Annotated in this window: 26 protein-coding genes; 12 read left to right on the forward strand and 14 right to left on the reverse strand. The window is 69.7% G+C overall.

What is annotated here, in order from left to right:
* Window positions 1-2 precede the first annotated feature (2 nt).
* Window positions 3-521, reverse strand: coding sequence for a hypothetical protein (locus ACQP2T_RS46645; protein WP_433511258.1), 519 nt, complete (start codon window positions 519-521; stop codon window positions 3-5).
* Between the two features lie 88 nt (window positions 522-609).
* Between ACQP2T_RS46645 and ACQP2T_RS46650 the strand changes: the two genes are divergently transcribed.
* From ACQP2T_RS46650 to ACQP2T_RS46660, 3 genes are all read left to right on the forward strand, one after another.
* The gene (locus ACQP2T_RS46650; RefSeq protein ID WP_433511259.1) at window positions 610-1,905 is read left to right on the forward strand and encodes a DUF2252 domain-containing protein; all 1,296 of its coding nucleotides are present in this window, start codon (window positions 610-612) and stop codon (window positions 1,903-1,905) included.
* 293 nt (window positions 1,906-2,198) lie between these two features.
* The gene (locus ACQP2T_RS46655) at window positions 2,199-3,401 is read left to right on the forward strand and encodes a hypothetical protein (protein WP_433511260.1); all 1,203 of its coding nucleotides are present in this window, start codon (window positions 2,199-2,201) and stop codon (window positions 3,399-3,401) included.
* A 76-nt stretch (window positions 3,402-3,477) separates the two neighbouring features.
* Window positions 3,478-4,224: an SDR family oxidoreductase gene (locus ACQP2T_RS46660; RefSeq protein ID WP_433511261.1), complete on the forward strand. Its 747-nt coding sequence runs from the start codon at window positions 3,478-3,480 to the stop codon at window positions 4,222-4,224.
* 136 nt (window positions 4,225-4,360) lie between these two features.
* On the opposite strand, the gene ACQP2T_RS46665 is transcribed toward ACQP2T_RS46660, so the two are convergent.
* The 3 genes from ACQP2T_RS46665 to ACQP2T_RS46675 form a co-directional block, all read right to left on the reverse strand.
* Window positions 4,361-4,531 (reverse strand): hypothetical protein, encoded by a 171-nt coding sequence (locus ACQP2T_RS46665; protein ID WP_433511262.1) that lies wholly within the window; start codon window positions 4,529-4,531, stop codon window positions 4,361-4,363.
* A 469-nt stretch (window positions 4,532-5,000) separates the two neighbouring features.
* Window positions 5,001-5,264 (reverse strand): hypothetical protein, encoded by a 264-nt coding sequence (locus ACQP2T_RS46670; RefSeq protein ID WP_358174558.1) that lies wholly within the window; start codon window positions 5,262-5,264, stop codon window positions 5,001-5,003.
* Window positions 5,265-5,386: 122 nt separating this feature from the next.
* Window positions 5,387-5,644, reverse strand: coding sequence for a hypothetical protein (locus ACQP2T_RS46675; RefSeq protein ID WP_357946688.1), 258 nt, complete (start codon window positions 5,642-5,644; stop codon window positions 5,387-5,389).
* A 212-nt stretch (window positions 5,645-5,856) separates the two neighbouring features.
* Between ACQP2T_RS46675 and ACQP2T_RS46680 the strand changes: the two genes are divergently transcribed.
* Window positions 5,857-6,768: an NIPSNAP family protein gene (locus ACQP2T_RS46680; RefSeq protein ID WP_433511263.1), complete on the forward strand. Its 912-nt coding sequence runs from the start codon at window positions 5,857-5,859 to the stop codon at window positions 6,766-6,768.
* A gap of 58 nt (window positions 6,769-6,826) precedes the next feature.
* Window positions 6,827-7,354, forward strand: a complete 528-nt coding sequence (locus ACQP2T_RS46685; RefSeq protein WP_433511264.1) for an AAA family ATPase — start codon at window positions 6,827-6,829, stop codon at window positions 7,352-7,354.
* Window positions 7,355-7,493: 139 nt separating this feature from the next.
* On the opposite strand, the gene ACQP2T_RS46690 is transcribed toward ACQP2T_RS46685, so the two are convergent.
* Window positions 7,494-8,411, reverse strand: a complete 918-nt coding sequence (locus ACQP2T_RS46690) for an SDR family oxidoreductase (protein ID WP_433511265.1) — start codon at window positions 8,409-8,411, stop codon at window positions 7,494-7,496.
* A 31-nt stretch (window positions 8,412-8,442) separates the two neighbouring features.
* A complete protein-coding gene (locus ACQP2T_RS46695) occupies window positions 8,443-9,195 on the reverse strand; it encodes an SDR family oxidoreductase (RefSeq protein WP_433511266.1) in 753 nt (250 codons plus the stop codon).
* Between the two features lie 46 nt (window positions 9,196-9,241).
* Here ACQP2T_RS46695 and ACQP2T_RS46700 point away from each other — a divergent pair, with 46 nt between their 5' ends.
* From ACQP2T_RS46700 to ACQP2T_RS46715, 4 genes are read left to right on the forward strand one after another with little or no spacing between them, the layout of a single operon-like run.
* Complete coding sequence (locus ACQP2T_RS46700) at window positions 9,242-9,979, forward strand: enoyl-CoA hydratase family protein (protein ID WP_358535086.1); 738 nt, start codon at window positions 9,242-9,244, stop codon at window positions 9,977-9,979.
* An 8-nt stretch (window positions 9,980-9,987) separates the two neighbouring features.
* The gene (locus ACQP2T_RS46705) at window positions 9,988-10,761 is read left to right on the forward strand and encodes a CoA transferase subunit A (RefSeq protein ID WP_433519923.1); all 774 of its coding nucleotides are present in this window, start codon (window positions 9,988-9,990) and stop codon (window positions 10,759-10,761) included.
* Between the two features lie 21 nt (window positions 10,762-10,782).
* Window positions 10,783-11,505 carry a CoA-transferase subunit beta gene (locus ACQP2T_RS46710; RefSeq protein ID WP_433511267.1) on the forward strand — a complete coding sequence of 241 codons (723 nt, stop codon included), beginning with the start codon at window positions 10,783-10,785 and terminating at the stop codon, window positions 11,503-11,505.
* Window positions 11,506-11,536: 31 nt separating this feature from the next.
* Window positions 11,537-12,565: an NAD(P)H-dependent flavin oxidoreductase gene (locus tag ACQP2T_RS46715; protein WP_433511268.1), complete on the forward strand. Its 1,029-nt coding sequence runs from the start codon at window positions 11,537-11,539 to the stop codon at window positions 12,563-12,565.
* A gap of 32 nt (window positions 12,566-12,597) precedes the next feature.
* Here ACQP2T_RS46715 and ACQP2T_RS46720 read toward each other — a convergent pair whose 3' ends face one another.
* From ACQP2T_RS46720 to ACQP2T_RS46730, 3 genes are read right to left on the reverse strand one after another with little or no spacing between them, the layout of a single operon-like run.
* A complete protein-coding gene (locus ACQP2T_RS46720) occupies window positions 12,598-13,269 on the reverse strand; it encodes a pentapeptide repeat-containing protein (protein ID WP_433511269.1) in 672 nt (223 codons plus the stop codon).
* 4 nt (window positions 13,270-13,273) lie between these two features.
* Window positions 13,274-14,752 carry a glycoside hydrolase family 3 protein gene (locus tag ACQP2T_RS46725; RefSeq protein WP_433511270.1) on the reverse strand — a complete coding sequence of 493 codons (1,479 nt, stop codon included), beginning with the start codon at window positions 14,750-14,752 and terminating at the stop codon, window positions 13,274-13,276.
* A 52-nt stretch (window positions 14,753-14,804) separates the two neighbouring features.
* The gene (locus ACQP2T_RS46730; protein ID WP_433511271.1) at window positions 14,805-15,956 is read right to left on the reverse strand and encodes an acetyl-CoA C-acetyltransferase; all 1,152 of its coding nucleotides are present in this window, start codon (window positions 15,954-15,956) and stop codon (window positions 14,805-14,807) included.
* A gap of 89 nt (window positions 15,957-16,045) precedes the next feature.
* Between ACQP2T_RS46730 and ACQP2T_RS46735 the strand changes: the two genes are divergently transcribed.
* Together ACQP2T_RS46735 and ACQP2T_RS46740 are read left to right on the forward strand one after the other, a co-directional pair.
* Window positions 16,046-16,726: a TetR/AcrR family transcriptional regulator gene (locus ACQP2T_RS46735; RefSeq protein WP_433511272.1), complete on the forward strand. Its 681-nt coding sequence runs from the start codon at window positions 16,046-16,048 to the stop codon at window positions 16,724-16,726.
* Window positions 16,723-17,403, forward strand: coding sequence for a DNA alkylation repair protein (locus ACQP2T_RS46740; RefSeq protein WP_433511273.1), 681 nt, complete (start codon window positions 16,723-16,725; stop codon window positions 17,401-17,403). The genes ACQP2T_RS46735 and ACQP2T_RS46740 overlap by 4 nt, the downstream gene beginning before the upstream one ends.
* Here the strand turns inward: ACQP2T_RS46740 and ACQP2T_RS46745 are convergent.
* Entirely contained in the window at window positions 17,396-18,235 is an 840-nt protein-coding gene (locus ACQP2T_RS46745) for a LysR family transcriptional regulator (protein WP_433519924.1), read from the reverse strand. The two genes, ACQP2T_RS46740 and ACQP2T_RS46745, sit on opposite strands and share 8 nt — an antisense overlap.
* Window positions 18,236-18,319: 84 nt before the next feature.
* Between ACQP2T_RS46745 and metE the strand changes: the two genes are divergently transcribed.
* A complete protein-coding gene (metE, locus tag ACQP2T_RS46750; RefSeq protein WP_433511274.1) occupies window positions 18,320-20,479 on the forward strand; it encodes a 5-methyltetrahydropteroyltriglutamate--homocysteine S-methyltransferase in 2,160 nt (719 codons plus the stop codon).
* On the opposite strand, the gene ACQP2T_RS46755 is transcribed toward metE, so the two are convergent.
* The 4 genes from ACQP2T_RS46755 to ngcE are packed head-to-tail and all read right to left on the reverse strand — an operon-like array spanning window position 20,480 to window position 24,600.
* Entirely contained in the window at window positions 20,480-21,325 is an 846-nt protein-coding gene (locus ACQP2T_RS46755) for a phosphotransferase family protein (RefSeq protein WP_433511275.1), read from the reverse strand. It abuts the gene before it with no gap.
* A 43-nt stretch (window positions 21,326-21,368) separates the two neighbouring features.
* Entirely contained in the window at window positions 21,369-22,274 is a 906-nt protein-coding gene (locus tag ACQP2T_RS46760) for a carbohydrate ABC transporter permease (protein ID WP_433511276.1), read from the reverse strand.
* The gene (locus tag ACQP2T_RS46765) at window positions 22,274-23,188 is read right to left on the reverse strand and encodes a carbohydrate ABC transporter permease (protein ID WP_433511277.1); all 915 of its coding nucleotides are present in this window, start codon (window positions 23,186-23,188) and stop codon (window positions 22,274-22,276) included. Before ACQP2T_RS46765 ends, ACQP2T_RS46760 begins: the two co-directional genes overlap by 1 nt.
* Entirely contained in the window at window positions 23,188-24,600 is a 1,413-nt protein-coding gene (gene ngcE / locus ACQP2T_RS46770) for an N-acetylglucosamine/diacetylchitobiose ABC transporter substrate-binding protein (protein WP_433511278.1), read from the reverse strand. Before ngcE ends, ACQP2T_RS46765 begins: the two co-directional genes overlap by 1 nt.
* Window positions 24,601-24,609: the final 9 nt, after the last annotated feature.

A 24,609-nucleotide genomic window follows, 5' to 3' on the forward strand; every position in this document is an offset into this window, starting at 1 on the left:
CGTCAGGTCTCCTCCCAGTGAGGGGTGTGCGATTCGATGTCCTCCGGCAGGCGGATGCGGCCGTTCAGCAGAATGAGCGGGGCGATCTGAACGCTGGTGCTGAAGCGGAGGTAGCCGACGAAGAACTCGATCCCGGCGACCTCCGCGTTGACCGAGCGCGGGCCGAGCCACTCCAGCAGTGCCCGGACCTGGTAGAACTCGTCGGGGTGGAGTTCTTGGCGTACCGTCAGCGCCCAGCCCTCCGCCTGCTTCCTCTCGACCAGCTCCGCGACGAGTGCCCCACCCACGCGCATGGCGGGGAAGCGCCGCGCGAACACGGGCTCCGGATCGCTGTCCTCCCACTCGCAGTCGGGGTCGTCGGGGTCACCGAGTGGATAGGTCTCCCGGTAGTCGCCGGTGCCGATCGGCAGCCGCTCAGGTCGCGGCCCTTGTCCCACATGCCACCGCAGCTCGGCGAGCTCGTCGTCGCCGAGTTCGGCGCGAAGGTCCATGGTCAGCACGAGTTCGTAGATGTCTCCCACGGGCGCACCCTACCGATCATCGGCCGGCCACCCTGACAGGGAAAGACCAGGGTAGGCGCGCGAGCTGGGACGACTTAAGGTCCGAGACATGGGCACACGCGCTTCCCACCTGCTAGATGTCCTCATGACGGAGTTCGGCGAGTCGATCAAGCGAGACCCCGCGGCATTCAGGCGGAAATTTCGGAAAATGGCGGCCTCCCCTTTTGCGTTCTACCGGGGCAGCGCCTGCCTGTTCTACGCGGACCTCACCGAAGGGTTCGCGGACTCCTCATACCTTGACGAAGCGACCAGCCGGGTGTGGATCCACGGCGACCTGCACGCCGAGAACTTCGGCACCTACATGAACGCCTCGGGCGTGCTGGTCTTCAACGTCAACGACTTCGACGAGGCGTACGTGGGACCGTACGTCTGGGACCTCAAGCGGTTCGCCGCCAGCGTGGCGCTGATCGGGTACGCCAAGGCCCTGTCGGACGAGGCGATCAGCGGGCTCGTGAGCGACTTCGCCGGCGCGTACCTGGCCGAGCTGGGCGGCATCGCGCGCGGCGGGGACGACGCGATCGGGTCGCTCACCCTCGACACCACCACCGGCGTGCTGCACCGGGTGCTCCAGACGGCCAGGCTGAGCACGCGCGTGGCGATGCTGGACGTCGAGACGCTGATCGACGACTACGACCGGCGGTTCGCCATCATGGACGGGCGCGAGCCCGTCGACGCGGCGACCCGCGACTCCGTGACGGCGGCGTTCGAGGACTACCTGACGACGCTGCCCACGCAGTCGAACCCCGTCGAGCACGTGATCAAGGATGTGGCGCTGCGCAAGGGCGTGGGGATCGGGTCGGCGGGGCTGCCGTCGTACAACCTGCTGCTGGAGGGGCGGTCACAGGCGCTGGAGAACGACGTCATCCTGTACATGAAGCAGGCGCAGGTGCCGGCGGTGGCCCGGCACGTCCCCGACGAGAAGGTCGCCCGTTACTTCCACCACCAGGGGCATCGGACCGCGGAGTCGCAGCGGGCGCTGCAGGCGTACGCCGATCCGTGGCTGGGCTACACGACGCTGAACGGCGTGGGGCAGTTGGTGGCGGAGGTCTCGCCCTACTCCGCCGACCTGGATTGGGACGACGTCAACGAGCCGGCGAAGCTGCGGTCGATCATGCGGGATCTGGGGCGGGCGGTGGCGCGCATGCACTCGGTGGCGGACGACGAGTCGAGCCACGACCTGGTGAACTTCTCGACGGAGGAGTCCATCATGGCCGTGGTCAACGGCGACAGGCCCGGATTTATCGGGATGTTGGTGGATTTTGCGCACCGTTATGGGGCACAGGCCCGGGAAGACCACCAACGGTTCGTCGACCTCTTCCGCAACGGCCGCCTTCCGGGGGTGTGACCGCCCCGGCCCGTGCGGGTGTGGCCGCCTCGCCGCGTTCAGGTGTGGGCGCCTCGCCCGTACGGGTGTAGCCACCCCGCCGCGTTCAGGTGTGGGCGCGCCTTGCCCGTGCGGGTGTGGCCACCCCGCCTCGCGGGTGTGGCCGCCGACTCTCCCGGCACGGTCCTGAGCGCGTGGCCCGGTCCTTCGGACGCGGTTCGAGCAGAGACGTGGGCTGAGACGTGGGCTGAGACGTGGGCTGAGACGTGGGCTGAGACACGCAGGGACTCAGGCAGGGACATGGAGGGAGCATCGTGAGGCGTCTGGTGGGGTTGCTGCTGGGGACAGAAGAGGACTGGCCGTCGGCGTTCGAGACGGTGCTGAGGCGGTTGGGGCCGGTCAAGGGGGTCGGCGAGTTCGACGTGGAGCGCATCACGATCGAGCCGTTCGACCTGCGCGACCGCCCCCGGCACGATCTGGTGATCGACCGGCTGGCGTACTGGTACTACCACCCGCGCGAGTGGCTCAAGAAGGTCGCCATGATGGACGACGTCTATCTGCTGAACAGCCCGTTCACCTTCCAGTCGATGGAGAAGCACGCCGCCTACTGCGCCATGATGCGCCTCGGGCTGAAGGTCCCGAAGACCGTGCTCGTGCCGTACAAGAACCCGCCCGACAACACCAAGTACGCCTACACGGCCTCCCGCTACAACCAGCCGTTCGATCTTGACGCGGTCGCGGAGGGGATCGGGTATCCGCTCTTCATGAAGCCGTACGACGGCGGCGCGTGGCGCGGGGTGTCGCTGGTACGGGACCCCGACGAGCTCCATCGGGCCTATGACCAGAGCGGCGAGATGCTCATGCATCTGCAGAAGGCGGTCGAGGGCTACGACGCGTTCGCCCGTTCGCTGTCGATCGGGGCGGAGACGATGGTGATGCGGTTCCGACCCGAGGAGCCGATGCACGCCCGGTACGTCGTGGACCACGAGTTCCTCGCCCCGACCGTGGGCGACGAGGTGGTCACGATCGGGCGGCTGGTGAACGCGTTTTTCCGGTGGGAGTTCAACTCCTGCGAAACCCTGGTCAAGGGTGCGGATGTGCACCCGATCGACTACGCCAACGCCTGCCCGGACGTGGCGCTGACGAGCCTGCACTACTACTTTCCCTGGGCGATCAAGGCGCTGGTCCGGTGGAGCGTGTTCTGCGTGGGCACCGGGCGGCGGCCGCGGCTCGATCTGGACACGCGGGAGTACTTCGCGGTCACCGGATCGTACGAGGAGCGGCTGGCGGCCTATCGGCAGCTGGCCGACACCTACTTCGAGACCGACCGTTACCAGGACTTCTGCGACAGTCGGCTGCGCCACCTCGACGAAATCGTCCTGGACTGGGTGGCCGGGCCGGACTTCGACCGGCTGCTGGTCGACACGGTGACGGCCACGTATCCCGCGCACGAGAAGGACCGCTTCGTGGAACACTTCCGCGGCCTGCTGGGGATGTGGGTGAAGGACTCCGGCTAAGCGCCGCACCTTCGGGGCGGGCTAGCAAGGCCAGCGGGCTGGCTACCGACCAGTCGGTATGGCATGCTTCCGGAACATGACTCTGTTCTCGGTGGAAGGCAAGACCGTCGTCGTCACCGGCGGCTCCCGTGGTATCGGACGCATGATCGCGACCGGGTTCGTCGAGGCCGGGGCGACTGTGTACATCTCCGCGCGCAAGGTCGCCGAGGTGGAGCAGACCGCCAAGGAGCTGGGCTGCGTGGCCGTACCGGCCGATCTGTCCACACCCGAGGGGGTGGGCGCGCTGGTGGAAGCGGTGGACGGGCCGCTGGACGTACTGGTGAACAACGCGGGCGCGGCGTGGGGCGCGCCGCTGGAGGACTATCCGGTGCACGCCTTCGACAAGCTCTGGAACATCAACGTCAAAGGGGTATTTTTCCTGACCCAGCGCTTCCTGCCACAGTTGCGGGCGGCGGCCAGCGCGGAGAATCCGGCGCGGGTGATCAACATCGGGTCCATCGACGGGATCCGGGTGCCGTCCGTGGAGAACTTCGCCTACTCCGCGTCGAAGTCCGGTGTGCACATGCTGACCCGGCACCTGGCCAGGCAGTTGGCGCCTGAGCACATCACCGTGAACGCCATCGCGCCGGGGCCTTTCGACTCGAAGATGATGGCGTTCGCCCTGGATGATCCGGCCATTCGGGAGAGCATCGCGGCGAGTGTGCCGATGGGCCGGATCGGCCACCCCGACGACATGGCCGGGGCGGCGATCTACCTGTCCTCACGTGCCGGGGCCTACCTCACGGGCACGGTCATTCCGGTCGACGGCGGCATCTCCTGCTGATCCCGACCCTGTCGGGCGTGGATCCAGTCGGGCGCGAACCCCATCGGACGCGGATCCAGTCGGGCGTGGATCCTGTCGGGCGTGGATCCTGTCGGACGCGAACCCCGTCGGACGCGGACCCCGTCGGACGTGGATCTCAGAGGAGCTCACGGGGCGCGGTGGCGAGATTCGCCGCCGCGCGGGGCTCGTGGCGCAGGAACAGGTACGGCTCAGTGAGCTCGACCTCGATCACCACCGGGATGCCGTCGGGGAGCCGGACCAGGTCGATCCTGGCGTACAGAAGGGCCTGGGGGATGGCGGCAAGCACCTTCTCAGCGAGTTCGACCTGGTCCGGGGCCGGTGTGCGCGGTTCGGCCCGAAACCTGGTCCGCGCCCGTCATTCCCGGAGACAGCATGGAGTTGCGCCGGACGGCTAGGATCCTTCGGCGCGACAGATCGGGCTTCTACCCCTCCCCGAAAAGGGTCCCTCCCACAGGGTCCTTCGGCGCAATGAACCGGGCTTCCACCCCTCCCAAGAAGGGTCCCTCCCACAGGGTCCTTCGGCGCAATGAACCGGGCTTCCACCCCTCCCAAGAAGGGTCCCTCCCACAGGGTCCTCCCCCGCACGGACTGGGCTTCTACCCCTTCCCGAGAGGAGACCTCCGCCGCGACGGACCGGGCTTCTTTTCCTCCCCCGAAGGGGTATCCCGCCAAAGGGACACCAGCCACGACAGACCGTGACAGGGATTGAGACGGTCGCGTGACGGACCGCCCGGGGAGCCATCGCGGTCATCGCATTAGTTGGAAGTGGTGCTCACACCCACGCCACTACGGTGCGTGGCCGTGGCGGCGTTGCCGTTGATGTTGTTGACGTTGGTGCTGGAACCGGCACCCCTGTTGCTGGCCTGAACGTTGCCGAAGGTGTTGCCCGACTGCGCGGACGCTGAGTTGGTGCTGGAGCTGCTGTTGCTGGTGTCGGTGTCGGCATGGGCCGGAGCGGCCAGCAGGGCCGTGCCGGCGGCGATGGCGACGATGGCCGTGATGCCAAGCTTCTTGATCATGTCGGTGTCCTTCCAGAGGGCTTCTCATGGACTTCGGGCTCCGCCGGACGGCGGCGACCGGGGCGCGAGGAAGGGGGGATCAAGGGGGGGATCAAGGGGGAGGATCAAGGGGCAGATCGGGGTCAGTAGAAGATGTAAGTCACCGTGGTGCTGCCGTTGGTGGCGGTGGCGGCTATGCCGTTGATGTTGTTGACGTTGGTCGACCGACCGGCACCCTCGTTGACCGCTGCGATGTCGGCGAGACTGTTTCCGGACTGCGACGAATAGGTGTTGCCGCTCCAGGCGTCGGTCCAGGTGTCAGCGTGAGCGGGTGTGGCCAGCAGGATGGCGCCGGCGGACGCTGCCACGACGGCACCGGTGACGCACAGCTTCTCGATCACTTCAGCTCCTTCGCCGGTGGGCGTCTCGCATGAGACAGCACCGGCCCAAGAGCACACCGCCATCCCCGTTGACCTTCTTTGACCTTTGAGGATCAAAGCCAAAGCGATCATATAACTAAGCGTAGTGTTCGTGTGACTCTTAGCAATCAGAACATTCTTCTGGACCGCATCGCTGACAGCCGGTGTCAGTGATCGGCTCGTAGCATCCGCGCATGATTTACGAGTTGCGAAACTACACTCTGCATCCCGGCCAGCGGGACACACTGATCGACTTGTTCGAGCGTGAGTTCATCGAAGGGCAGGAGGAGGCCGGGATCGGGGTGGTCGGCCACTTCCGGGACCTGGACGAGCCAAACATGTATCCGTGGATGCGGAAATTTCCGGACATGGAGGCTCGGCGGGCGGCCCTCACGGCCTTCTACGGCGGCCCGATCTGGAAGGCCAACCGGGACGCGGCCAACGCGACGATGATCGACTCCGACAACGTATTGCTGCTGCGCCCAGTGCCCGTGCCCTCTGCCGACGTGCCGCACGGGTCCTCTCCCCGCCACTCCGACCTCTCGCGCGGGACTACTACTTCCACTTCCGGTCTCCTGAGCGGGTCCACTCCCGACCTCCCGGCCGGGTCCACTCCCGACCTCCTGAGCGGATCCACTTCCGCCTTCTCCCCCGAGCCCACTCCCGACCTCCCGAGTGGATCCGCTCCCGTCCTCTCCCCCGAGTCCGGTCCTGGCCCCACTCTCCAGTCCTCTTCCGGCTCCTCTTTCGATCCCTTTTCCAGTACGGTCCGGCCGCCCGTCGGCGCCACCGTTCTGCCCGAGTCGCTGTACGTCGCGATGATCTACCACGTCGACGACGGGTTCGCCGAGTTCTTCGCTCAGGAGGCCGTACCCGTACTCAGAGAAGCCGGGGTGCCGCCGGTGGCGTGCTTCGAGACCGAGGCCGCCGAGAACACCTTTCCCGCCCTGCCCGTACGTACAGGGGAGCAGGTGTTCGTGTGGTTCGCCCGATTCGATCGGCCCTCGGACGAGCGTGAGGTGGCGTTGCCCGGACTGGAGTCCCGGTTGACCTCTCCCCCGCAGCGCCTCCGCCTGGCTCCCGCGGCTCGATCAGCGCTTCGCTGAGGCTCCGGGCCACACGGGTCGGTCCGGGCGTTGGGCCAAGGCGCGGACAATGGTGGGCATGGAGGTAGTGATCGTGTCCGGGCCGCCGGGGGCGGGGAAGTCGACCGTGGCCCGACTGCTGGCCGATGCCGTCACGCCTAGTGTGCATCTGCATACGGATGACTTCTGGGCGTTCATCCGGCGAGGGGCCATCGCGCCGTACCTGGCGGAGTCTCGCCATCAGAACGAGACCGTCATGAGCGTGCTGGCGGACGCGGCGTTCGGGTACGCCGACGGCGGCTATCACGTGGTGGTGGATGGCGTCGTCGGGCCGTGGTTCGTCGGCGCCTTCGCCAAAGTACGGCGCGCTCCGCTGCACTATGTGGTGCTCCGGCCCGATCGGGAGACGACCCTGGTCAGGGCGACGGGGCGAGGGCTTGACGCGCTCACGGATCCCGAGCCGGTGTTGCAGATGTACCAGCAGTTCGTCGACCTGGGTGAGCTGGAGCCGCATGCCTTCGACTCCAGCGGCCTGACCGCCGAGCAGACGGCCGCCGAGATCCGCACCCGGCTGTCCGAGGGCGCCTACCTGCTCAAAACGCCGTAGCCGATTCCAGAGCCCACCTCGGACCATGGACGGGCCTCACGACGGGGATGCCGCTCATGGCGGGCCACACGTCGGAGATGGGCGCGCCCCGTAGGCGGGCCACATGCACGACGAGACGGACCCGTGCCGGAGGCGGGCCTCACGACGGAGGGGGTCCTGCTCCGTAGACGGGCAGTGGGTCGGGGGCGTCTTTGAGGAGTTTCGCGACTGCGTCGCCCACCTCCCCCGGGGACCAGCGGGCGCCGCGGTCCGCGCGTGGACCGTGGGTCCAGCCCGTGGCCAGGGAGATCACTCCGCCCTCCACCTCGAACACCCGGCCCGTCACCGCCTCCGACGCCGCCGAGCCGAGCCAGACGACCAGCGGTGACACGTTCGCCGGGTGCATTGTGTCGAAGCCGGAATCGGGCGCGGCCATGGTCTCGGCGAAGACCTCCTCGGTCATGCGGGTGCGGGCGGCGGGGGCGATGGCGTTCACCGTCACGCCGTACCTGCCCAGTTCGGCGGCGGCCACCTGGGTCAGCGCGACGATCCCGGCCTTGGCGGCGGAGTAGTTGGACTGGCCGACGCTGCCGAGCAGGCCCGCGCCCGACGAGGTGTTGATCACGCGGGCGGCCGCGGGTGCGCCGGACTTGGCTCGTTCTCGCCAGTACGCGGCGGCGTGCCGCATCGTCAGGAAGTGGCCCTTGAGGTGGACTCGGATGACCTCGTCCCAGTCGTCTTCGCCCATGGAGACCAGCATGCGGTCGCGGACGAATCCGGCGTTGTTCACCAGCACGTCGAGCCCGTCGTACGCGGTGACGGCGGTCTTCACCAGCCGAGCCGCGCCGTTCCAGTCGGCCACGTCGTCGCTGCTGGCCACAGCCTGGCCGCCGAGCGCGCGGATCTCCTCGGCCACGGCCAGCGCGGGACCGCCGGAGCTGCCGTCGCCGCCGAGGCCGGTGCCCAGGTCGTTGACCACGACACGGGCGCCCTGCCTGGCGAACTCCAGCGCGTGCTCCCTCCCGATGCCCCGCCCGGCTCCGGTCACGATCACGACGCGGCCGTCACAGATTCCCACACGGACCTCCCAGGAAGATCAGGCAGAGATATCAGGAAATATCGCTTGAAGCCAGGTTTTGCCAGGCGGGAATCTCGCCGCCTCCGTGTACGTGTACCTGCGCACCTGTCACATAACCGGGCGCGGCCAGCCACAGGCAGACCGAGGCCACGTCGGCGGGCGTCGCCATCCGTCCGGCCGGGATGGTGGTCCCCACGTCCTTACCGCCGTAGTGGTCGGCGGAGTCCTCCGTGGCGGCCAGTCCGACGACGACCGTGTTGACGCGTACATCAGGAGCCCACTCGGCGGCCAGGCAGTTCGCCAGGTGATGCAGTCCCGCCTTGGCCGCGCCGTACGCCGAGGTGCCCGGCGAGGGCCGCACGCCGCTGGAGCTGCCGATCATCACGACGGAGCCGCCCGAGGCGGCGAGCAGCGGGTGGGCGCGCTGCGCGACGAGCATCGGGGCGATCAGATTGAGCTCGACGACACGTGTGTGCAGGCGTGGTGAGGTGCCCTCCAGCGGCGCGTACGGCGAGCCGCCCGCGTTGTTGACCACCACGTCCAGCCGGTCGAGTCCGGAGAACAGCCGCTCAAGGTCGTCGGCGTCCCGCACATCGGCCCGCACGAACCGCACCCCGCCGACCGGCGCCGGCGTGCCCACCGGCGCAGGTGGCGGGTCGTGGCGGGCGCAGACGATCACTTCGGCGCCGGCCGCGGCGAAGGCGGTGGCGATGCCCGCGCCGATCCCCCGCGTCCCACCGGTCACCAGGACGACCTTGCCCGTGTAGTCGTAAGTCACCGTCACGGGTGCTACCGTACCAAGCAAGCGTTAGGTGCAACCAGGGAGCGGGATGGGAATCACGCTGCGGGACGGCCCGATCGCCGAGGTCGTCGTCGACGTCCCACCGGTGAACGCGCTGCCGGCGCGAGCCTGGCACGAGCTGGCCGGCGCCGTTACGGCCGCCGGGCAGGACGAACAGACCAGGGTCGTCGTACTACGAGCCGAGGGCCGGGGCTTCAACGCCGGTGTGGACATCAAGGAGATGCAGGCCACCGAGGGCCACACCGCCCTGATAAACGCGAACAGGGGGTGCTTCGCGGCGTTCGCGGCCGTGTACGACTGCCCGGTGCCGGTGATCGTCGCCGTGCACGGCCACTGCGTCGGCGGCGGCGTGGGCCTGGTGGGCAACGCGGACATCGTGCTGGCCAGCGAGGACGCCTACTTCGGCCTGCCCGAGGTGGACAGGGGCGCACTCGGCGCCGCCACCCACCTGTCCCGGCTGGTGCCGCAGCACCTCATGCGCGCCATGGTCTACACGTGCCGGAACGTGACGGCGGCCGAGCTGCACGCGTTCGGCTCGGTGCTGGAGGTGGTGCCGCGTGACAAGCTTCGGGACGCGGCGCTGGAGGTGGCGGGCCAGATCGCGGACAAGGACCCGTACGTGATCCGCCGCGCCAAGGAGTCGCTCAACGGCATCGACCCAGTGGACGTGAAGCGCTCCTACCGCTTCGAGCAGGGCTTCACGTTCGAGCTGAACCTGATGGGCGCGGGCGACAGGCACCGGGACCGCTTCGTGGAGGGCTCGTGAGCAAGGTCATGTCCGTCGAGGAGGTCGCGGCCCAGGTCGAGAGCGGCATGACGGTCGGCATCGGCGGCTGGGGATCGCGCCGCAAGCCGATGGCGCTGGTCGCCGGCCTGCTGCGGTCGAACGTCCGGGATCTCACCCTCATCTCCTACGGCGGCCCGGACGTCGGCATGCTCTGCGCCGCCGGGAAGGTGCGCAGGGTGGTGGCCCCGTTCGTGACGCTGGACTCCATCCCGCTCGAACCGCACTTCAGGCGGGCCAGGCAGGGCGGCACGGTCGAGTTCGCCGAGTATGACGAGGGCATGTTCATGTTCGGGTTGCTGGCGGCGGCGCACCGGCTGCCGTTCCTGCCCACGCGGGCCGGTCTCGGCTCCGACGTCATGCGGGTCAACCCCGATCTGCGCACGGTCCGCTCGCCGTACGAGGACGGGGAGGAGCTGGTCGCGGTGCCCGCGCTGACCATGGACGTCGCGCTGGTGCACCTCAACCGGGCGGACCGGCGCGGCAACGCGCAATACCTGGGACCCGATCCGTACTTCGACGACCTCTACGCCAAGGCGGCGGGCCGGTGCTTCGTGTCGTGCGAGCGGCTCGTGGACACCGCCGACCTGCTGAAGGAGGGGCCGGTGCAGTCGCTGCTGATCAGCCGGTCGATGGTGAGCGGTGTGGTCGAGACACCGGGCGGCGCGGGGTTCACCGCGTGCGAGCCGGATTACGGCCGCGACGAGCAGGAGCAGCGGCGCTACGTGGACACGCCGTGGGAGGAGTTTCGTGAGCAGAGCTGACGTGTCCGTGGGAGGAGCTCCATGAGCAGGGCTGACGTGTGCGTGGTCGCCTGCGCGGAGGCGTTCAGGGGCGACGGGGAGATCCTCGCGGCCGGGATCGGCGGGGCGGTCACCGTGCTGGCGGCCCGGCTGGCCAGGCTGACGTTCGAGCCCGACCTGCTCACGCATGACGGCGTCTGCCTGCTGACGGGCGACGTGCCGGCGCTGGGTGAGCGGCCCGAGGTGGTGGAGGGCTGGCTGCCGTTCCGCGATCACCTGTGGCTGGTGCTGAACGGCCGGCGGCACGTGATGCTCGGCGCGAGCCAGATCGACCGCTTCGGCAACACGAACATCTCCTGCATCGGCGACTGGGCGCGGCCCAAGGCGCAGCTGCTCGGTGTACGCGGCGCGCCGGGCAACACGCGCTGCGGCCCGACGAGCTACTGGATCCCCCGGCACTCCCCCAAGGTGTTCGTGCCGCGCGTGGACGTGGTCAGCGGTCTCGGGACCGACAAGGGAGCCTTCGACCTACGGCGGGTGGTGACGAACCTGGCCGTGCTCGACTTCCGCACGCCGGACGGGTCGATGCGGCTGGCCTCGGTGCATCCGGGGGTGAGTGTCGCGGAGGTGGTCGCGGCGACGGGGTTCGAGTTGACGGTCCCTGAGGACGTACCCGAGACCCGGGAGCCGACCGCCGAGGAGAGCAGGCTGCTGAAGGAGGTGCTCGACCCGCGCGGGTCCCGTGAGCGCGAGGTGGCCGCATGAGGAGAGCGGGCAAAAGCCTGGCGGAAGCGGCGTGAAAACCGCGCTGACCGACCTCGTGGGGTGCCGGTATCCGATCGTGCAGACCGGGATGGGGTACGTCGCGGGCGCCCGGCTCGCCGCGGCCACCTCGGAGGCGGGCGGGCTCGGGATCATCGCGGCCGCCACGATGTCCGTCGGCGAGATGACCGAGGCGATCGGCAGGGTGCGGGAACGGACGGACGCCCCGTTCGGGGTGAACATCCGCTCCGACGCCGACGACGCGGCCGAGCGGGTGGAGGTGATGATCCGCGAGGGCGTGCGCGTGGCGTCGTTCGCGCTGGCGCCGCGGCGGGAGCTGATCGACCGGCTGAAAGGCGCGGGCGTGGTGACGATCCCGTCCGTGGGCGCGCGGCGGCACGCCGAGAAGGTGGCCGCCTGGGGCGTGGACGCGGTGATCGTGCAGGGCGGCGAGGGCGGCGGCCACACCGGGCCGGTCTCGACGACGCTGCTGCTCCCTCAGGTGGTGGACGCGGTGGACATCCCGGTGATCGCGGCGGGCGGCTTCTTCGACGGGCGCGGGCTGGTGGCGGCACTGGCGTACGGGGCGTGCGGCATCGCGATGGGCACCCGGTTCCTGCTGACGAGCGACTCGTCGGTGCCGGACGAGGTGAAGAAGGTCTACCTGGCGGCGGCCGACACGCTGGTCACCACCCGGGTCGACGGTGTGCCGCATCGGGTGCTCAGGACGCCGTTCGTGGAGTCGCTTGAGCGCTCCCGGTTGCTCAGGGCCGTGGTCAACGGCGCCAGGTTCAAGCGGCTGTCGGGGCTGACGTGGGCCCAGATGATCCGCGAGGGGCGCCGGATGCGGCACGGCCGCGAGCTGACCTGGGCGCAGGTGCTGCAGGCGGCCAACACGCCGGTGCTGCTACGGGCCGCGATGGTCGAGGGGCGGGCCGATCTGGGGGTGATGGCCTCCGGGCAGGTGGTCGGGGTGCTCGACGACCTGCCGTCCTGCCGGGAGCTGATCGAGCGGATCATGTCCGAGGCGGAGACCGTGATGGACCGGCTCAAAGCACGGTGATGGACCGGCTCAGAGCACCGTGATGGACCGGCTCAAAGCACCGTGATGCCGCGGGCGGCCAGGATGGCCGCCGCCTGGGCGGGGTTGATCGTCGCCCCCTGGAAGGCCCGCAGTTTGGTGTCGTCGGGCTCGCCCAGGTCGGCGCCACGCAGGTCGGCCTTGGCGAACACGGTCTTGAGCAGCTTGGTGCCGCGCAACCGGCAGTCGCTGAACGTCGCCTCGGTGAAGTCGCAGCCCGACAGGTCGGCGTCGTCGAAGCGGACGCCCTCGATGAGCTCCCCGCGCAGCGAGCAGCCGCCGAGGTTGGCCATGGTCAGGTTGGAGCGGGAGACCTTGAAACCGGTGCCCCGCGCCGCGGTGAGCGACGCGCCGATCATGCGGCATCCGGTGAAGGTCACGTCCGTCACCAGCGCCCCGCCGAACTGGGCGGAGGACAGGTCGACGTCGGTGAACATCACGTCGATGAGCTCGGCGTCGTTGAACCTGATCCGCATCCCGCCCCCGCCCATGAACACCGCACCGTCGAGGTCGGCCCGCCGGAAGTCGGTCTGTTCGAGCACGCACGACTCGAAGCGGGCGCCGGCCAGCGGGGCCCGGTGGAGGTCGGCCTCGGTCAGGTCGCAGTTACGGAAGACGTGGGTCTCGTCCGGCGCGAGCCGGTCGGTGAGCGTGGTCTGGGAGAGGTCCTCGCCGTCGAAGTTCACGGTGTCAAAGGGTACCGGTGATCAGCTCGGCGGCGGCCTGGCCGCAGACCCTGGCCGAGCCGTACGTGGCGATGTGCACGGCGCCCAGGTCGGACCGGGCGGGCAGGCCCATCTCGACCACCACGGCGTCGGGGCGGGCGCTGAGCAGGTGCCGCAGCGCCTCGCTCTGCCAGGGGTGGCGGTGCGCGTCGCGGACCACGACGACGAGGGGGTGCCCGGCCGCGGCGGCGATGAGCCGCTCCAGCACGGCCCCGGTCGCCTCGCCGGCCGCGAGCCGGGTCACGGCGGTGCCGGGCAGCAGCCTGCCCAGGGGCTCGCCGACGCCCCATGGCGTGTTCTTGTCGATGGCCAGGTTCATCTCGGGGGCCAGCTCCACCACGTGCGCCGCGGAGGTGAGCGGCAGGACGGGGTCGCTCGTGCGGCGGGTGATCCGGAGCGCGCGGCGGGCCGCGACCAGGCCGAGGTGGCCGTCCTCGGGGTTCGGGGTGCCCGAGGCGGCGGTCCAGGCGGCCAGCTCGCCGACCCGGCGCGCGGCGTCGGCCAGGCGCTCCTCCGGCAGCAGGCCGTCGCGCACGGCCTGAGCTATGGCGTCACGCACCTCGACGGCGGTCGCCTCGCCTGAGTGCTCGCCGCCGACGCAGATGGCGTCGGCCCCGGCGGCGATGGCGCGGGCGGCGGCGCCTCCGATCCCGTACGGCTCTGAGACGGCGGCCATCTCGATGCCGTCGGTGACGATGAGGCCGTCGAAGCCCAGCTCCTCGCGGAGCAGCCCGGTGAGCACCTTGGGGCTGAGCGTGGCGGGCAGGACGGCGTCGTACGCGGGCACCAGCAGGTGGCCGGTCATGACGGCCTTGACGCCTTCCTGGATCGCGGCGCGGAAGGGGCCAAGGGCGTACTCGATCTCGTCGGTGGCGATCACGGGCACGCCGTGGTGGGAGTCGATCGAGGTGTCACCGTGGCCGGGGAAGTGCTTGGCGCAGGCGGCGACCCCGGCGGCCTGCAGGCCCCGGACGAACGCCCTGGTGTGCCGGGAGACCAGCGCGGCGTCGGCCCCGAAGGAGCGCAGGCCGATGACCGGATTGTCGGGGTTGGAGTTGACGTCGGCCGAGGGGGCGAAGTCGATCGTGATGCCCGCGGCCGCCAGGTCCGCACCGAGGTTCCTGGCCACGGCCTCGGTCAGCGTCACGTCGTCCACGACGCCGAGCGCGTAGCCGCCGGGACGGCTGCTGCCGGTGGCCACCTCCAGCCGGGTCACTTCGCCCGACTCCTCGTCGATGCCGACCATGACGGCGGGGTTCTCCGCGCGCAGGGCGGCGGTCAGTTCGGCCACCTGGGCCGCTCCCGTGATGTTGCGGGTGAACAGCACCACCCCGGCCAGCCCCTCCCCCAGGCGGCGGCGGAGCCAGTCGGGCGGGGTCGTCCCCTCGAACCCGGGCAGGATTACGGCATCGGCAAGGCACAGCAGGTCACCGCTCTTGAGCATGACCCGCAATCTAATAGGAAAGTTTCCTATTTGCTAGTGGCATCGCCGGACGTCATAGGCGTTCGATGATGGTGACGTTCGCCTGGCCGCCTCCTTCGCACATCGTCTGCAGGCCGTACCGGCCGCCGGTCCGCTCCAGCTCGTGCAGCAGCTTCACGGCCAGGACCGCGCCGGTCGCGCCGAGCGGGTGGCCGAGCGCGATCGCGCCGCCGTTCGGGTTGACCCTGGCGGGGTCGGCGCCGCTCTCCTTCAGCCAGGCGAGCACGACCGAGGCGAACGCCTCGTTGATCTCCACGGCGTCGATGTCGCCGATCGTCATCCCGGCCTTCCGCAGCGCGTGCTCCGTGGCCTGGATCGGCGCCGCGAGCATCATGATGGGGTCGCCGCCGCGTACCGACAGGTGGTGCACGCGGGCGCGCGGGCGCAGCCCGTGCTCCTGTACGGCCCGTGGCGAGGCGATGAGCAGGGCGGCGGCGCCGTCGGAGATCTGCGAGGCCAGGGCGGCGGTGAGGCGTCCTCCCTCGACCAGGGACTGGAGCCCGGCCATCTTGGCCGGAGTGGTGTCGCGGCGCGGACCCTCGTCGGAGGCGACGCCCTCATACGGGGTGATCTCATCCGCGAAGCGGCCGGTGTCGATGGCGGTGATGGCCCGGCGGTGCGACTCGTAGGCGAACGCCTCCATGTCCTCTCGGGAGATGTCCCACTTGACGGCGATCTGTTCGGCTCCGGTGAACTGGGAGACCTCCTGCGTGCCGTACCGGGAGAGCCAGCCCTTGGAGCCGCTGAAGGGGGTGTCGTGCCCGAGAGGTCGGCCGGCGAGCATCGCCGAGGAGATGGGGATCATGCTCATGTTCTGCACGCCGCCGGCCACTACGAGGTCGCTGGTGCCCGAGAGCACGGCCTGGGCGGCGAAGTGCAGCGCCTGTTGCGAGGAGCCGCACTGGCGGTCGACCGTGACGCCGGGCACCTCCTCCGGCAGGCCCGCGGCCAGCCAGCAGGTGCGGGCGATGTCGCCGGCCTGCGGTCCGATGGTGTCCACGCAGCCGAACACCACGTCCTCCACGGCCGCCGGATCGGCGCCCGTGCGGGTCATCAGCTCTTGGAGTACGTGCGCGCCGAGGTCGGCGGGGTGGGCGCCGGCGAGGCCGCCGTTCCTGCGCCCGACCGGGGTCCTGACCGCGCCGACGATGTATGCCTCGTTCACTCTCGCATCGTAGCAAGCGCTTGGTCGCACGCGGAATGCCGGGTGAGCTGGGCGGGTTCGGTGAACAAGCGATTGTCTGAGGGCTCATAATGGGAGGCGTGACAACGCGAAAGAACTCCGGGCAGAGCGCGGCCGCCCCGGCGAAGCGCCAGCGCGCGACCTCGTCCGGGCCGGCATCGGAGCGCCGTGACCACCTCGTCAAGCTCGCCGCGGAGCTCTTCGCCCGCAAGGGCTTCCAGGCCACGACCGTACGCGAGATCGCCGACGAGGCGGGCATCCTCTCGGGAAGTCTCTATCACCATTTCGATTCCAAGGAGACCATCGTCGACGAGGTGCTCTCCACCTTCCTCGACGACCTGGTCGCCCGCTACCGTGCGGCGATCGCCTCGGGCTCCGACCCACGCACGACTCTGTCGGAGATGGTGCGCATCGGCTTCGGCACGCTGGAGCCGCACCGGGCCGCGATCACCGTGATGCAGAACGACTGGAACTATCTGCGGCAGTTCGAGCGGTTCAACTACCTGGTCAAGGCCGAGGACGAGGTCGAGCAGATCTGGGTCGCGCAGATCAAGGCGGGCCAGGCGGCCGGGCAGTTCCGCGCCGATGTGGACCCGAAGCTCACCTACCGGATGATCCGCGACACGATCTGGGTGGCGGTGCGCTGGTTCCGTCCTGGCGGGCGGCTCAACACGACGGGTCTGGCCGAGCACTACATCACCGTGCTCTTCGACGGCCTGGCCACGGGTGAGCGGACCAGCCAGCAGGCATGACGCTTGGTACGGCGGTGCGTCAGGCACTGCGGGAGGCGGCGGAGCCCGAGAAGGCCGCCACGATGCGCGCGTACATGAAGTCCGACATGCCCTTCCTCGGCGTCCAGGCGGTGCCGAGGCGGGCCGTGCTGCGGCGGGTCTTCTCGGCCCACCGCATCGGCACGGCGCCGGAGTGGCGCCGGGCGGTGCTCGGCCTGTGGCGCGAGGCCGAATACCGCGAGGAGCGCTATGCGGCGATCGATCTGACCGGCTATCACCATTACCGGGAGTTCCAGACTCTCTACACGGTGCCGATGTATGAGGAGATGATCGTCAGCGGGGCCTGGTGGGACCTGGTCGACGAGCTGGCCACGCACCGGATCGGCGGCCTGCTGACCGCCTTCCCCGACTCGATGCGCCCGCTCATGCTGGACTGGGCGCGCGACGGCGACCTGTGGAAGCGCCGCACCGCGATCCTGAGCCAGAACCGGTTCAAGGCCCGCACCGACACGGCCCTGCTCTACGCCTGCATCGAGCCGAGCCTGTCGGACAACGACTTCTTCGCCCGCAAGGCGATCGGCTGGGCGCTGCGTGAATACGCCAAGACCAACCCGGCCGAGGTCATCCGCTATGTACGCGCCAAGGGCATCTCGGGCCTGAGCCGCCGCGAGGCCCTGCGCAACTTACCGGCTACCTAGTCCACAAGGCATCCTGTACGGCCTGCACCAGGGCCATCAGCTCGGGCGTGACGCGCTCCCTCGCCCAGGCCAGCGCGTACGTGATGCGCAGGTCACCCACGTCGAGCGGGACGAACCTCAGGTCGTCGCGGCGGATCGTCCGGGCCAGCAGCTGCGGGATCGGCAGCACCCCGGCACCCGCCGCGACCAGGTCGAGCGCGGCGGCGAAGTCGTCGTCGGCCACCATGCGCGAGCGCCCCGGCAGCCCGGCCCACGCCCGGCTGCCGGGGGTCAACAGCACCTGCCCGGCCAGGTCACCGGCGACGACCTTGGCCCTCGGCTCCAGGGCGTGCCCCAGCGGCACCGCGAGCTGGTCCACCGAGACGTGGAACCTGGCGGCGGTGACGAACCGCGCGGGGGCGGGGGTGGACAGGATCGCCGCCGACACCTCGCCCCGCTCCAGCGCTTCGGCGGCAGCCCCGCGCCCGGCGACCGTGAGCTCCACACCGATGGCCGGGGTGCGGGCCGCCAACCGGCGGGCGACCCGGGCCGCCAGTGCGCCGACGAGTGGTGGATAAGCAAGGTGAATGGTAGGCCGGGCCAGCCGGGCGGCTTCGGCCGCGAACGCGGCGGCGGCGGCCAGTAGCTCGTCGGCGTGCGGAAGCAGCGCCCTGCCCTCGGCGGTCAGCCGCACCGCGCGGGCGGACCGGTCGAACAGCCTGGTCCCGGCCGCGCGCTCCAGCCTGGTGATGGCCTGGCTCATGGCGGGCTGGGACATCCCCAGGTCCGCGGCGGCGATCGAGAAGCTGAGCCGGGCCGCCACGCGGGCGAAACACTGGACCTCCTTGAGCATAAGCAGCACGAATACAGGATGCATCAGGTGGGACCGGTGTGGTGAATTCTCGGCGTTCGATCAAGTCAACGCAGGGAGCAGTCGATGTCGTCATTTCCCCGGTCCACCGTGCTCGGGTACCCGAGGATCGGCCCGCGAAGGGAGCTGAAGCGGGCCCTGGAGTCCTACTGGGACGGCCGATCGACCCGGGCGGAGCTGGAGGAGGTGGGCGCCGAGATCCGGGAGCGGACCTGGCGGCGGCTCGACGAGCTGGGCCTGGCCGGGCTGCCGTCCAACACCTTCTCCCTCTATGACCAGGTGCTCGACACGGCCGTGCTGCTCGGCGCGGTGCCCCGGCGCTACCTGGAAGCGGAGGACCCCTACTTCGCGATGGCCAGGGGCACCGCCGGGCTGGCGCCGCTGCGGATGACGAAGTGGTTCGACACGAACTACCACTACATCGTGCCGGAGATCGGCGCCGAGACCGTGTTCGAGCTCGACCCGGCCAAGCCGCTCGCCGAGCTGCGGCAGGCTCGGGAGCTGGGCTTCGAGACGCGGCCCGTGGTGGTGGGGCCGGTGACGTTCCTGCTGCTGGCCGGGGCGCTGGAGCGGCTGGATGAGGTGCTCGGCTGCTACGAGGAGCTGCTGGCGATCCTGGCGGCCGAGGGCGTGGAGTGGGTGCAGCTCGACGAGCCCGCGCTGGTGGCCGACCGGACGCCCGAGGAGCTGGCCGCCGTCACGGCCGCCTACGAGCGGCTGGGGGCCGTACCGTCGCGCCCCGGGCTGTTCGTCGCCTCCTACTTCGGCGATCTGGGCGAGGCGCTGCCTGTCCTGGCCGCGACGCCGGTGGAGGCGATCGGGGTGGACCTGGTGCGCGGCGGCCTGGACCGGCTGCCTGCGCTGGCGGGCAAGACCGTGGTGGCGGGCGTGGTGTCCGGGCGGGACGTGTGGCGTACCGCTCCCGGGCGGGCCCTGAGCCTGCTGCGGGCGGTGCGGGAGCACGCGTCGGACGTGGTGGTCAGCACCTCGTGCTCGCTCCTGCACGTGCCCTACGACGTGACAGGGGAGGAAGGGCTCGACCCGGCGCTGCGGGCGCGGCTGGCCTTCGCCGAGCAGAAGGTGGCGGAGGTGGTCGAGCTGGCGCGCACCGACTTCCGGGGCGCCGAGGCGCCGGCCGCGTCGGTGGCGCTGGCGGACCCGGTCGTGTTCGAGGGGCGCGGACCGTACGCGGAGCGCGCCGCGGCCCAGGCCGCGCACCTGCGGCTGCCGGTGCTGCCCAGCACCACGATCGGGTCGTTCCCGCAGACCGGCGAGCTGCGCGCGGCCCGCGCGGCCGTGGCGGCGGGCACGCTGGCCGAGGCCGACTACGAGCGGCGGGTCGAGGCGGAGATCGAGCGGGTCGTCCGGCTGCAGGAGCGACTCGGCCTCGACGTCCTCGTGCACGGCGAGCCGGAGCGCAACGACATGGTCCAGTACTTCGCCGAGCACCTGGACGGCTTCGCGGTGACCGGCAACGGCTGGGTCCAGTCCTACGGCTCCCGGTGCACCAGGCCGCCGATCCTGCACGGCGACGTCGGGCGGGCCGCGCCCATCACCGTACGGTGGGCACGCCACGCGCAGTCGCTGACGGACAAGCCGGTCAAGGGCATGCTCACCGGGCCCGTCACGATCGTCGCCTGGTCGTTCGTCCGCGACGACCTGCCGCTGCGCGACGTGGTGTTCCAGGTGGCCGACGCGGTCCGGGACGAGGTGCGCGACCTGGAGGCGGCGGGTGTGTCGATCATCCAGGTGGACGAGCCCGCGCTGCGCGAGCTGCTGCCCCTCAGGCGGGCCTCCCAGGCCGACTACCTGGAGTGGGCCGTGGCCGCGTACCGGCGGGCCACCTCGGGGGCCAGCGACCGCATCCAGATCCACACGCACCTGTGCTATTCGGACGCCGACCAGATCCTCGCGGCGATCGACGGCCTGGACGCCGACGTCACCACGATCGAGTCGGCCCGCTCCGGGGCCCGGATCCTGGGGGCCGTGGGCTCCTTCGGCCGAGGGCTCGGGCCGGGTGTCTACGACATCCACTCGCCGCGGGTGCCGAGCCAGGCCGAGGTTGAGGAGTTGTTGCGGGAGACGCTGAAGGTGCTGCCCGCCGAGCGGGTCTGGGTGAATCCGGACTGCGGGCTGAAGACGCGTACCTATGAGCAGGTGGAGGCGGCGCTGGCCAACGTCGTCGGCGCGACCAGGCGCCTGCGCGACGAGCTCAGCGGCACGTGATCAGCTGAAGGTCCATTCGAGGTGGGCCAGGGCGGCGTCGGCGTAATGGCGCGGGCCGGTGCTCAGGCCGTAGGCGAGGTCCTCGATGAGCGCGCACCTGGCGTAGAAGACGACTCTGGCCCGGTCGAGCTCGTCGAAGTCGCGGTCGTAGTGCGCCAGGGTCCGCTCGAAGACCTCGGGGCCCAGGTCGCGGTAGATGAGCGCGAAGTCGTGCGCCGGGTCGGTGAGGGCGGCGTCGGTCCAGTCGATGACGCCCGTCAGCGTGCTGGTCACGGCGTCGGCCAGGAGGTGCTCGCTGCCCAGGTCGTTGTGGCAGAAGCGCGGGTCACGCGGCTCGTCGGGCGGTGTGTCGCGTAAGAACCGCTCCACCAGCGGTCGCTGCTTCGCCGGCACGTGCCCCTCGACGTCGCGATAGTCGAGCCCGGCGTCCACCAGCAGGGTGGGCGCCGGGTAGAGGTCGGGCGGCGCCAGCGCGCGCAGGTCATCGACCGGGGCACTGTGCAGGGCGCTCAGCAGGCGGCCGAGCGGGGCGGCCAGCGCAACGGGGTCCGGCACCGGGTGCTGGTTGAGCGGCTCGCCCGGCAGCTTGCGGTAGGCGATCACGCCCTGCTCGTAGTCGGCGAAGACCACCTCGGGCACCGCCACGGTGGCCAGCTCGCGGACCGCGGCCAGCAGCTCGACCTCACGGCGGGTGGCCACCGGATCGGCCGCCTTACCGCCCCGGACGATCAACTCCCCGTTGACCTCGTAGACCTCGTGGTCCAGGCCCTGCCCGGACTCGGTAACAGAGCGCACCTCGACGTCGGGGAGGTGGCGGGCCAGCAACGCGCGGATGTCGCCGATCACACCAGCAGCCTAGGCCCGGCGGGTCGGGTGCGCGAGAGGGTAATTACTTGAGCGCCCCCGCGGTCAGTCCCGACTGGATCTGGCGCTGGAAGACCGTGTAGACGACCAGCATGGGCAGGATGGCCAGCGTCAGGGCGGCGAACAGGGCGGACCAGTCCTGGTCATAGCCCGCGGCCGTCGAGATGTCGGCGATGCCCTGCGTGAGCACCCACTTGTCGCGCTCCTGCAGCAGCACCAGCGGCAGCTGGTACTGGTTCCACTGGCCGAGGATGTTGAAGATCGTGATGCTGACCAGGCCCGGTCTGGCCATGGGCAGCATGATCTGGAAGAACACCCGGGTGTGCGAGGCGCCGTCGACCATGGCCGCCTCCGCCACCGCCGTGGGCAGCGTACGGAAGAAGGCCGACAGGAAGAACACGGTGAACGGCATCGAGTAGGCGATGTAGACCAGCACGAGGCCGGCGTGGGTGTTCAGGCCGATGAACGGGCCGATCAGCGGGACGTTGCCCATGTTCTGCACGACGAAGAACAGCGGCGACAGCGCCAGGTAGACCGGGAAGGCCAGGCCCGACACGAACAGCAGGTAGACGACCCGGTTGCCGCGGAAGGGGTAGCGCGACAGCACGTACGCGGCCATCGAGCCGAGCAACATGGTGCCGAACACGCTGAAGATGACCACGATGACGCTGTTGAGCATGTACTGGCCGATGTGCGCCTGATCCCAGGCCCTGGCGAAGTTGTCCCAGCGCAGGCTGGCCGGCAGGGACCAGGCGTCGCCGAAGATCTCGTCCTCGCTCTTGACCGAGGCCAGGAACGTCCACAGGATCGGCACCACCGTGAGCACGGTCCACAGCAGCAGCGCGACGTGCGACAGGATCGCCAGCGGCCCGAGCCGCCTGCGGCTCTCCTGACGGGCCAGCTGGCGCGAGGTCGCTATGGTCCAGGGCATCAGTACTCGATTCGTTCACGCCGCGTAAAACGCAGCGAAAGGATCGCGAACCCGACGGTGAAGAAGAACATCACGACGCCCAGGGCCGAGGCGTATCCGAAGCGGAAGTATTGGAAGGCATTGCGGTAGACCTCGGCCGCCATGACCGTGGTCGACCAGTCGGGCCCGCCGTGCTGGTCGGTCATCACCCACACGATCGCGAACACGTCGAGTGCCAGGATGCCGAGATAGACCCAGGCCACCTGGACGGTGTCCCAGAGCAGCGGCAGCGTGATGCGGAAGAACAGGCTCAGCCGCCCGGCGCCGTCGATCTGCGCCGCCTCGAACATGTCCTTCGGGATGGAAGCCAGGCCGGCGGAGAAGAGCACCACGTAGAACCCGACCGCCTGCCACACCATGACGCCGAGCACCGACCAGAAGGCGACGCCCGGGTCCGACAGGAAGCCGATCGGCTTGCCGCCCAGCGCCATCAGCGGCGCGTTCAGCATCCCGCTGCCGTCCGGCCGGAACACCTGCTGGAACAGCACCGCCACCACCGCGACGGCCAGCACCTGCGGGAAGAAGAACACCACGCGGTAGAACTTGGAGCCCCTGATACCGCCCACGGCCCGCCCGCCGCCGCCCACGTTGAGGAGGAAGGAGAAGAACAGGGCGATGATGATCGTGACCAGGGGCAGCAGGACGAGCAGCGCGGCGTTGTGCGTGACCGCTTTCCAGAACGTCCCGTCATCGAGGAGCCGGCGGAAGTTCTCCAGCCCGATGAAGGCCGGCGTGGCCGAGACGCCGCGCCAGTCCGTCATCGAGATGTAGAACGCCTGGAGGTACGGGGAGATCACATAGATCAGGTAAAGGGTCACCGGGGCTGCCAGGAACGCGGTGATGAACAGCCCTCGGCGATACCTGTTGAACAACATCAGCGCTTGTACTTCTTGATCGAGGAGTCCTTCTTGATCTCGTCGGCCTTCTTCTGGATGCGCTCCAGATACTTGTCCGGCGTGAGGCCGCCGGTCATCAGCTCACCGGTGGCGGCGACGGCCTCGTCCTTGAGCTGGAGATACCACGTCTGCCAGCGGTAGTAGACGATGTTCGCGCCGGCCTCGGTGTAGGCCTTGGTCGCGCTCGCGGCACCCGGGGACAGCTGGCGGCCCTCACCCGCGCCCTTGACCGTCGAGACGGTCTTGACCATCTCGCTGAACTCGCCGGCCGCCTTCTTCGACAGCATGGCCCGCAGGTACTCCATGCCGCCCTGCGGGTTGGCGCCCTTGGCGGGGACGATGAAGTTCTCGCTCGGCTGGCTGTGCAGCGTGCCGTAGGGCATCTTGTCGGAGCTGGTGAAGTCGGGGACGGGGAACATGCCGTACTCGAAGTCGGCCGGGGTGGTGGTCTTCTGCTCGTTCTCCAGCCATGAGCCGGAGGGCAGCATGGCCACCTTGTACTTGTTCTGGGCGGTCTGGGTCTGCACGTGGTCGAGGCCGGCGGTGCCCTCCAGGAGGTACTTGGCGCCGATCTCGGCCCAGGCCGTGGCGGAGGTCTTCATGGCCTCCGTGGTCCAGGCGCCGTCCTCGAGGTTGTCGATGTTGACGAGGACCTCGGGGCCGCCGATCTTCGCGGCCATGGTGAGCAGCACTTCGTACAGATATTGCGGGAATTTTCCGGCGTAGGTGAAGGGGGCCATCTTGCCGGACTTTTTGATCGTCTCGTTGAGCTTGAGGAACTCGTCCCACGTCTTGGGGGGCGCCCAGCCGTTGTCCTTGAACGCCTTCTGCGAATACCAGATGCCGAAGATGTAGTTGACGTAGCCGAGCACGCTGAACGTGCCGTCCATGGTGCCGATGTCGATGACGGCCGGGTCGATGGTGTCCCTGACCTTGGTGCCCGGGTCGTCCCAGCTCGGCGCGTCGAGCAGCGGTGTGAGGTCCTGGAGCTGGCCGTCCTGGGCGAGCGCGCCGAAGTCCATGGCGTTGGCGCCCGAGTTGTCGATCACGTCGGGCGGGTTGCCGCCGGCGAACCTCGGCTGGAGGACCTTGGTGATCTCCTTGGTGGCGTTGTGCTTGATCTCCACCTTCGGATACTTCGACTTGAACAGCGGCTGGTGGATGTTCTTGGCGTAGTCCTGGCCGAAACCGCCGTCGAAGATCCACACCTCGAGCGGCTTGCTGTCCGAGACCCCGAAGGGGTTGGCCGCGCTGGTCGCGACCGGGGCGGCCGACGACGAGGCTGACGGCTTCGCGGCCGGGGTCGCGCACGCGGCGAGCGCGCCCGCCACGGGGACCAGCGCGGCGCTCCGGAGAAGCTCGCGCCTGGTGAAACGGGGGGTGTTCGGCATATTTCTACT

Origin of the sequence: Nonomuraea sp. CA-143628 (assembly GCF_050942315.1) — a bacterium.
GTDB lineage: Bacteria > Actinomycetota > Actinomycetes > Streptosporangiales > Streptosporangiaceae > Nonomuraea.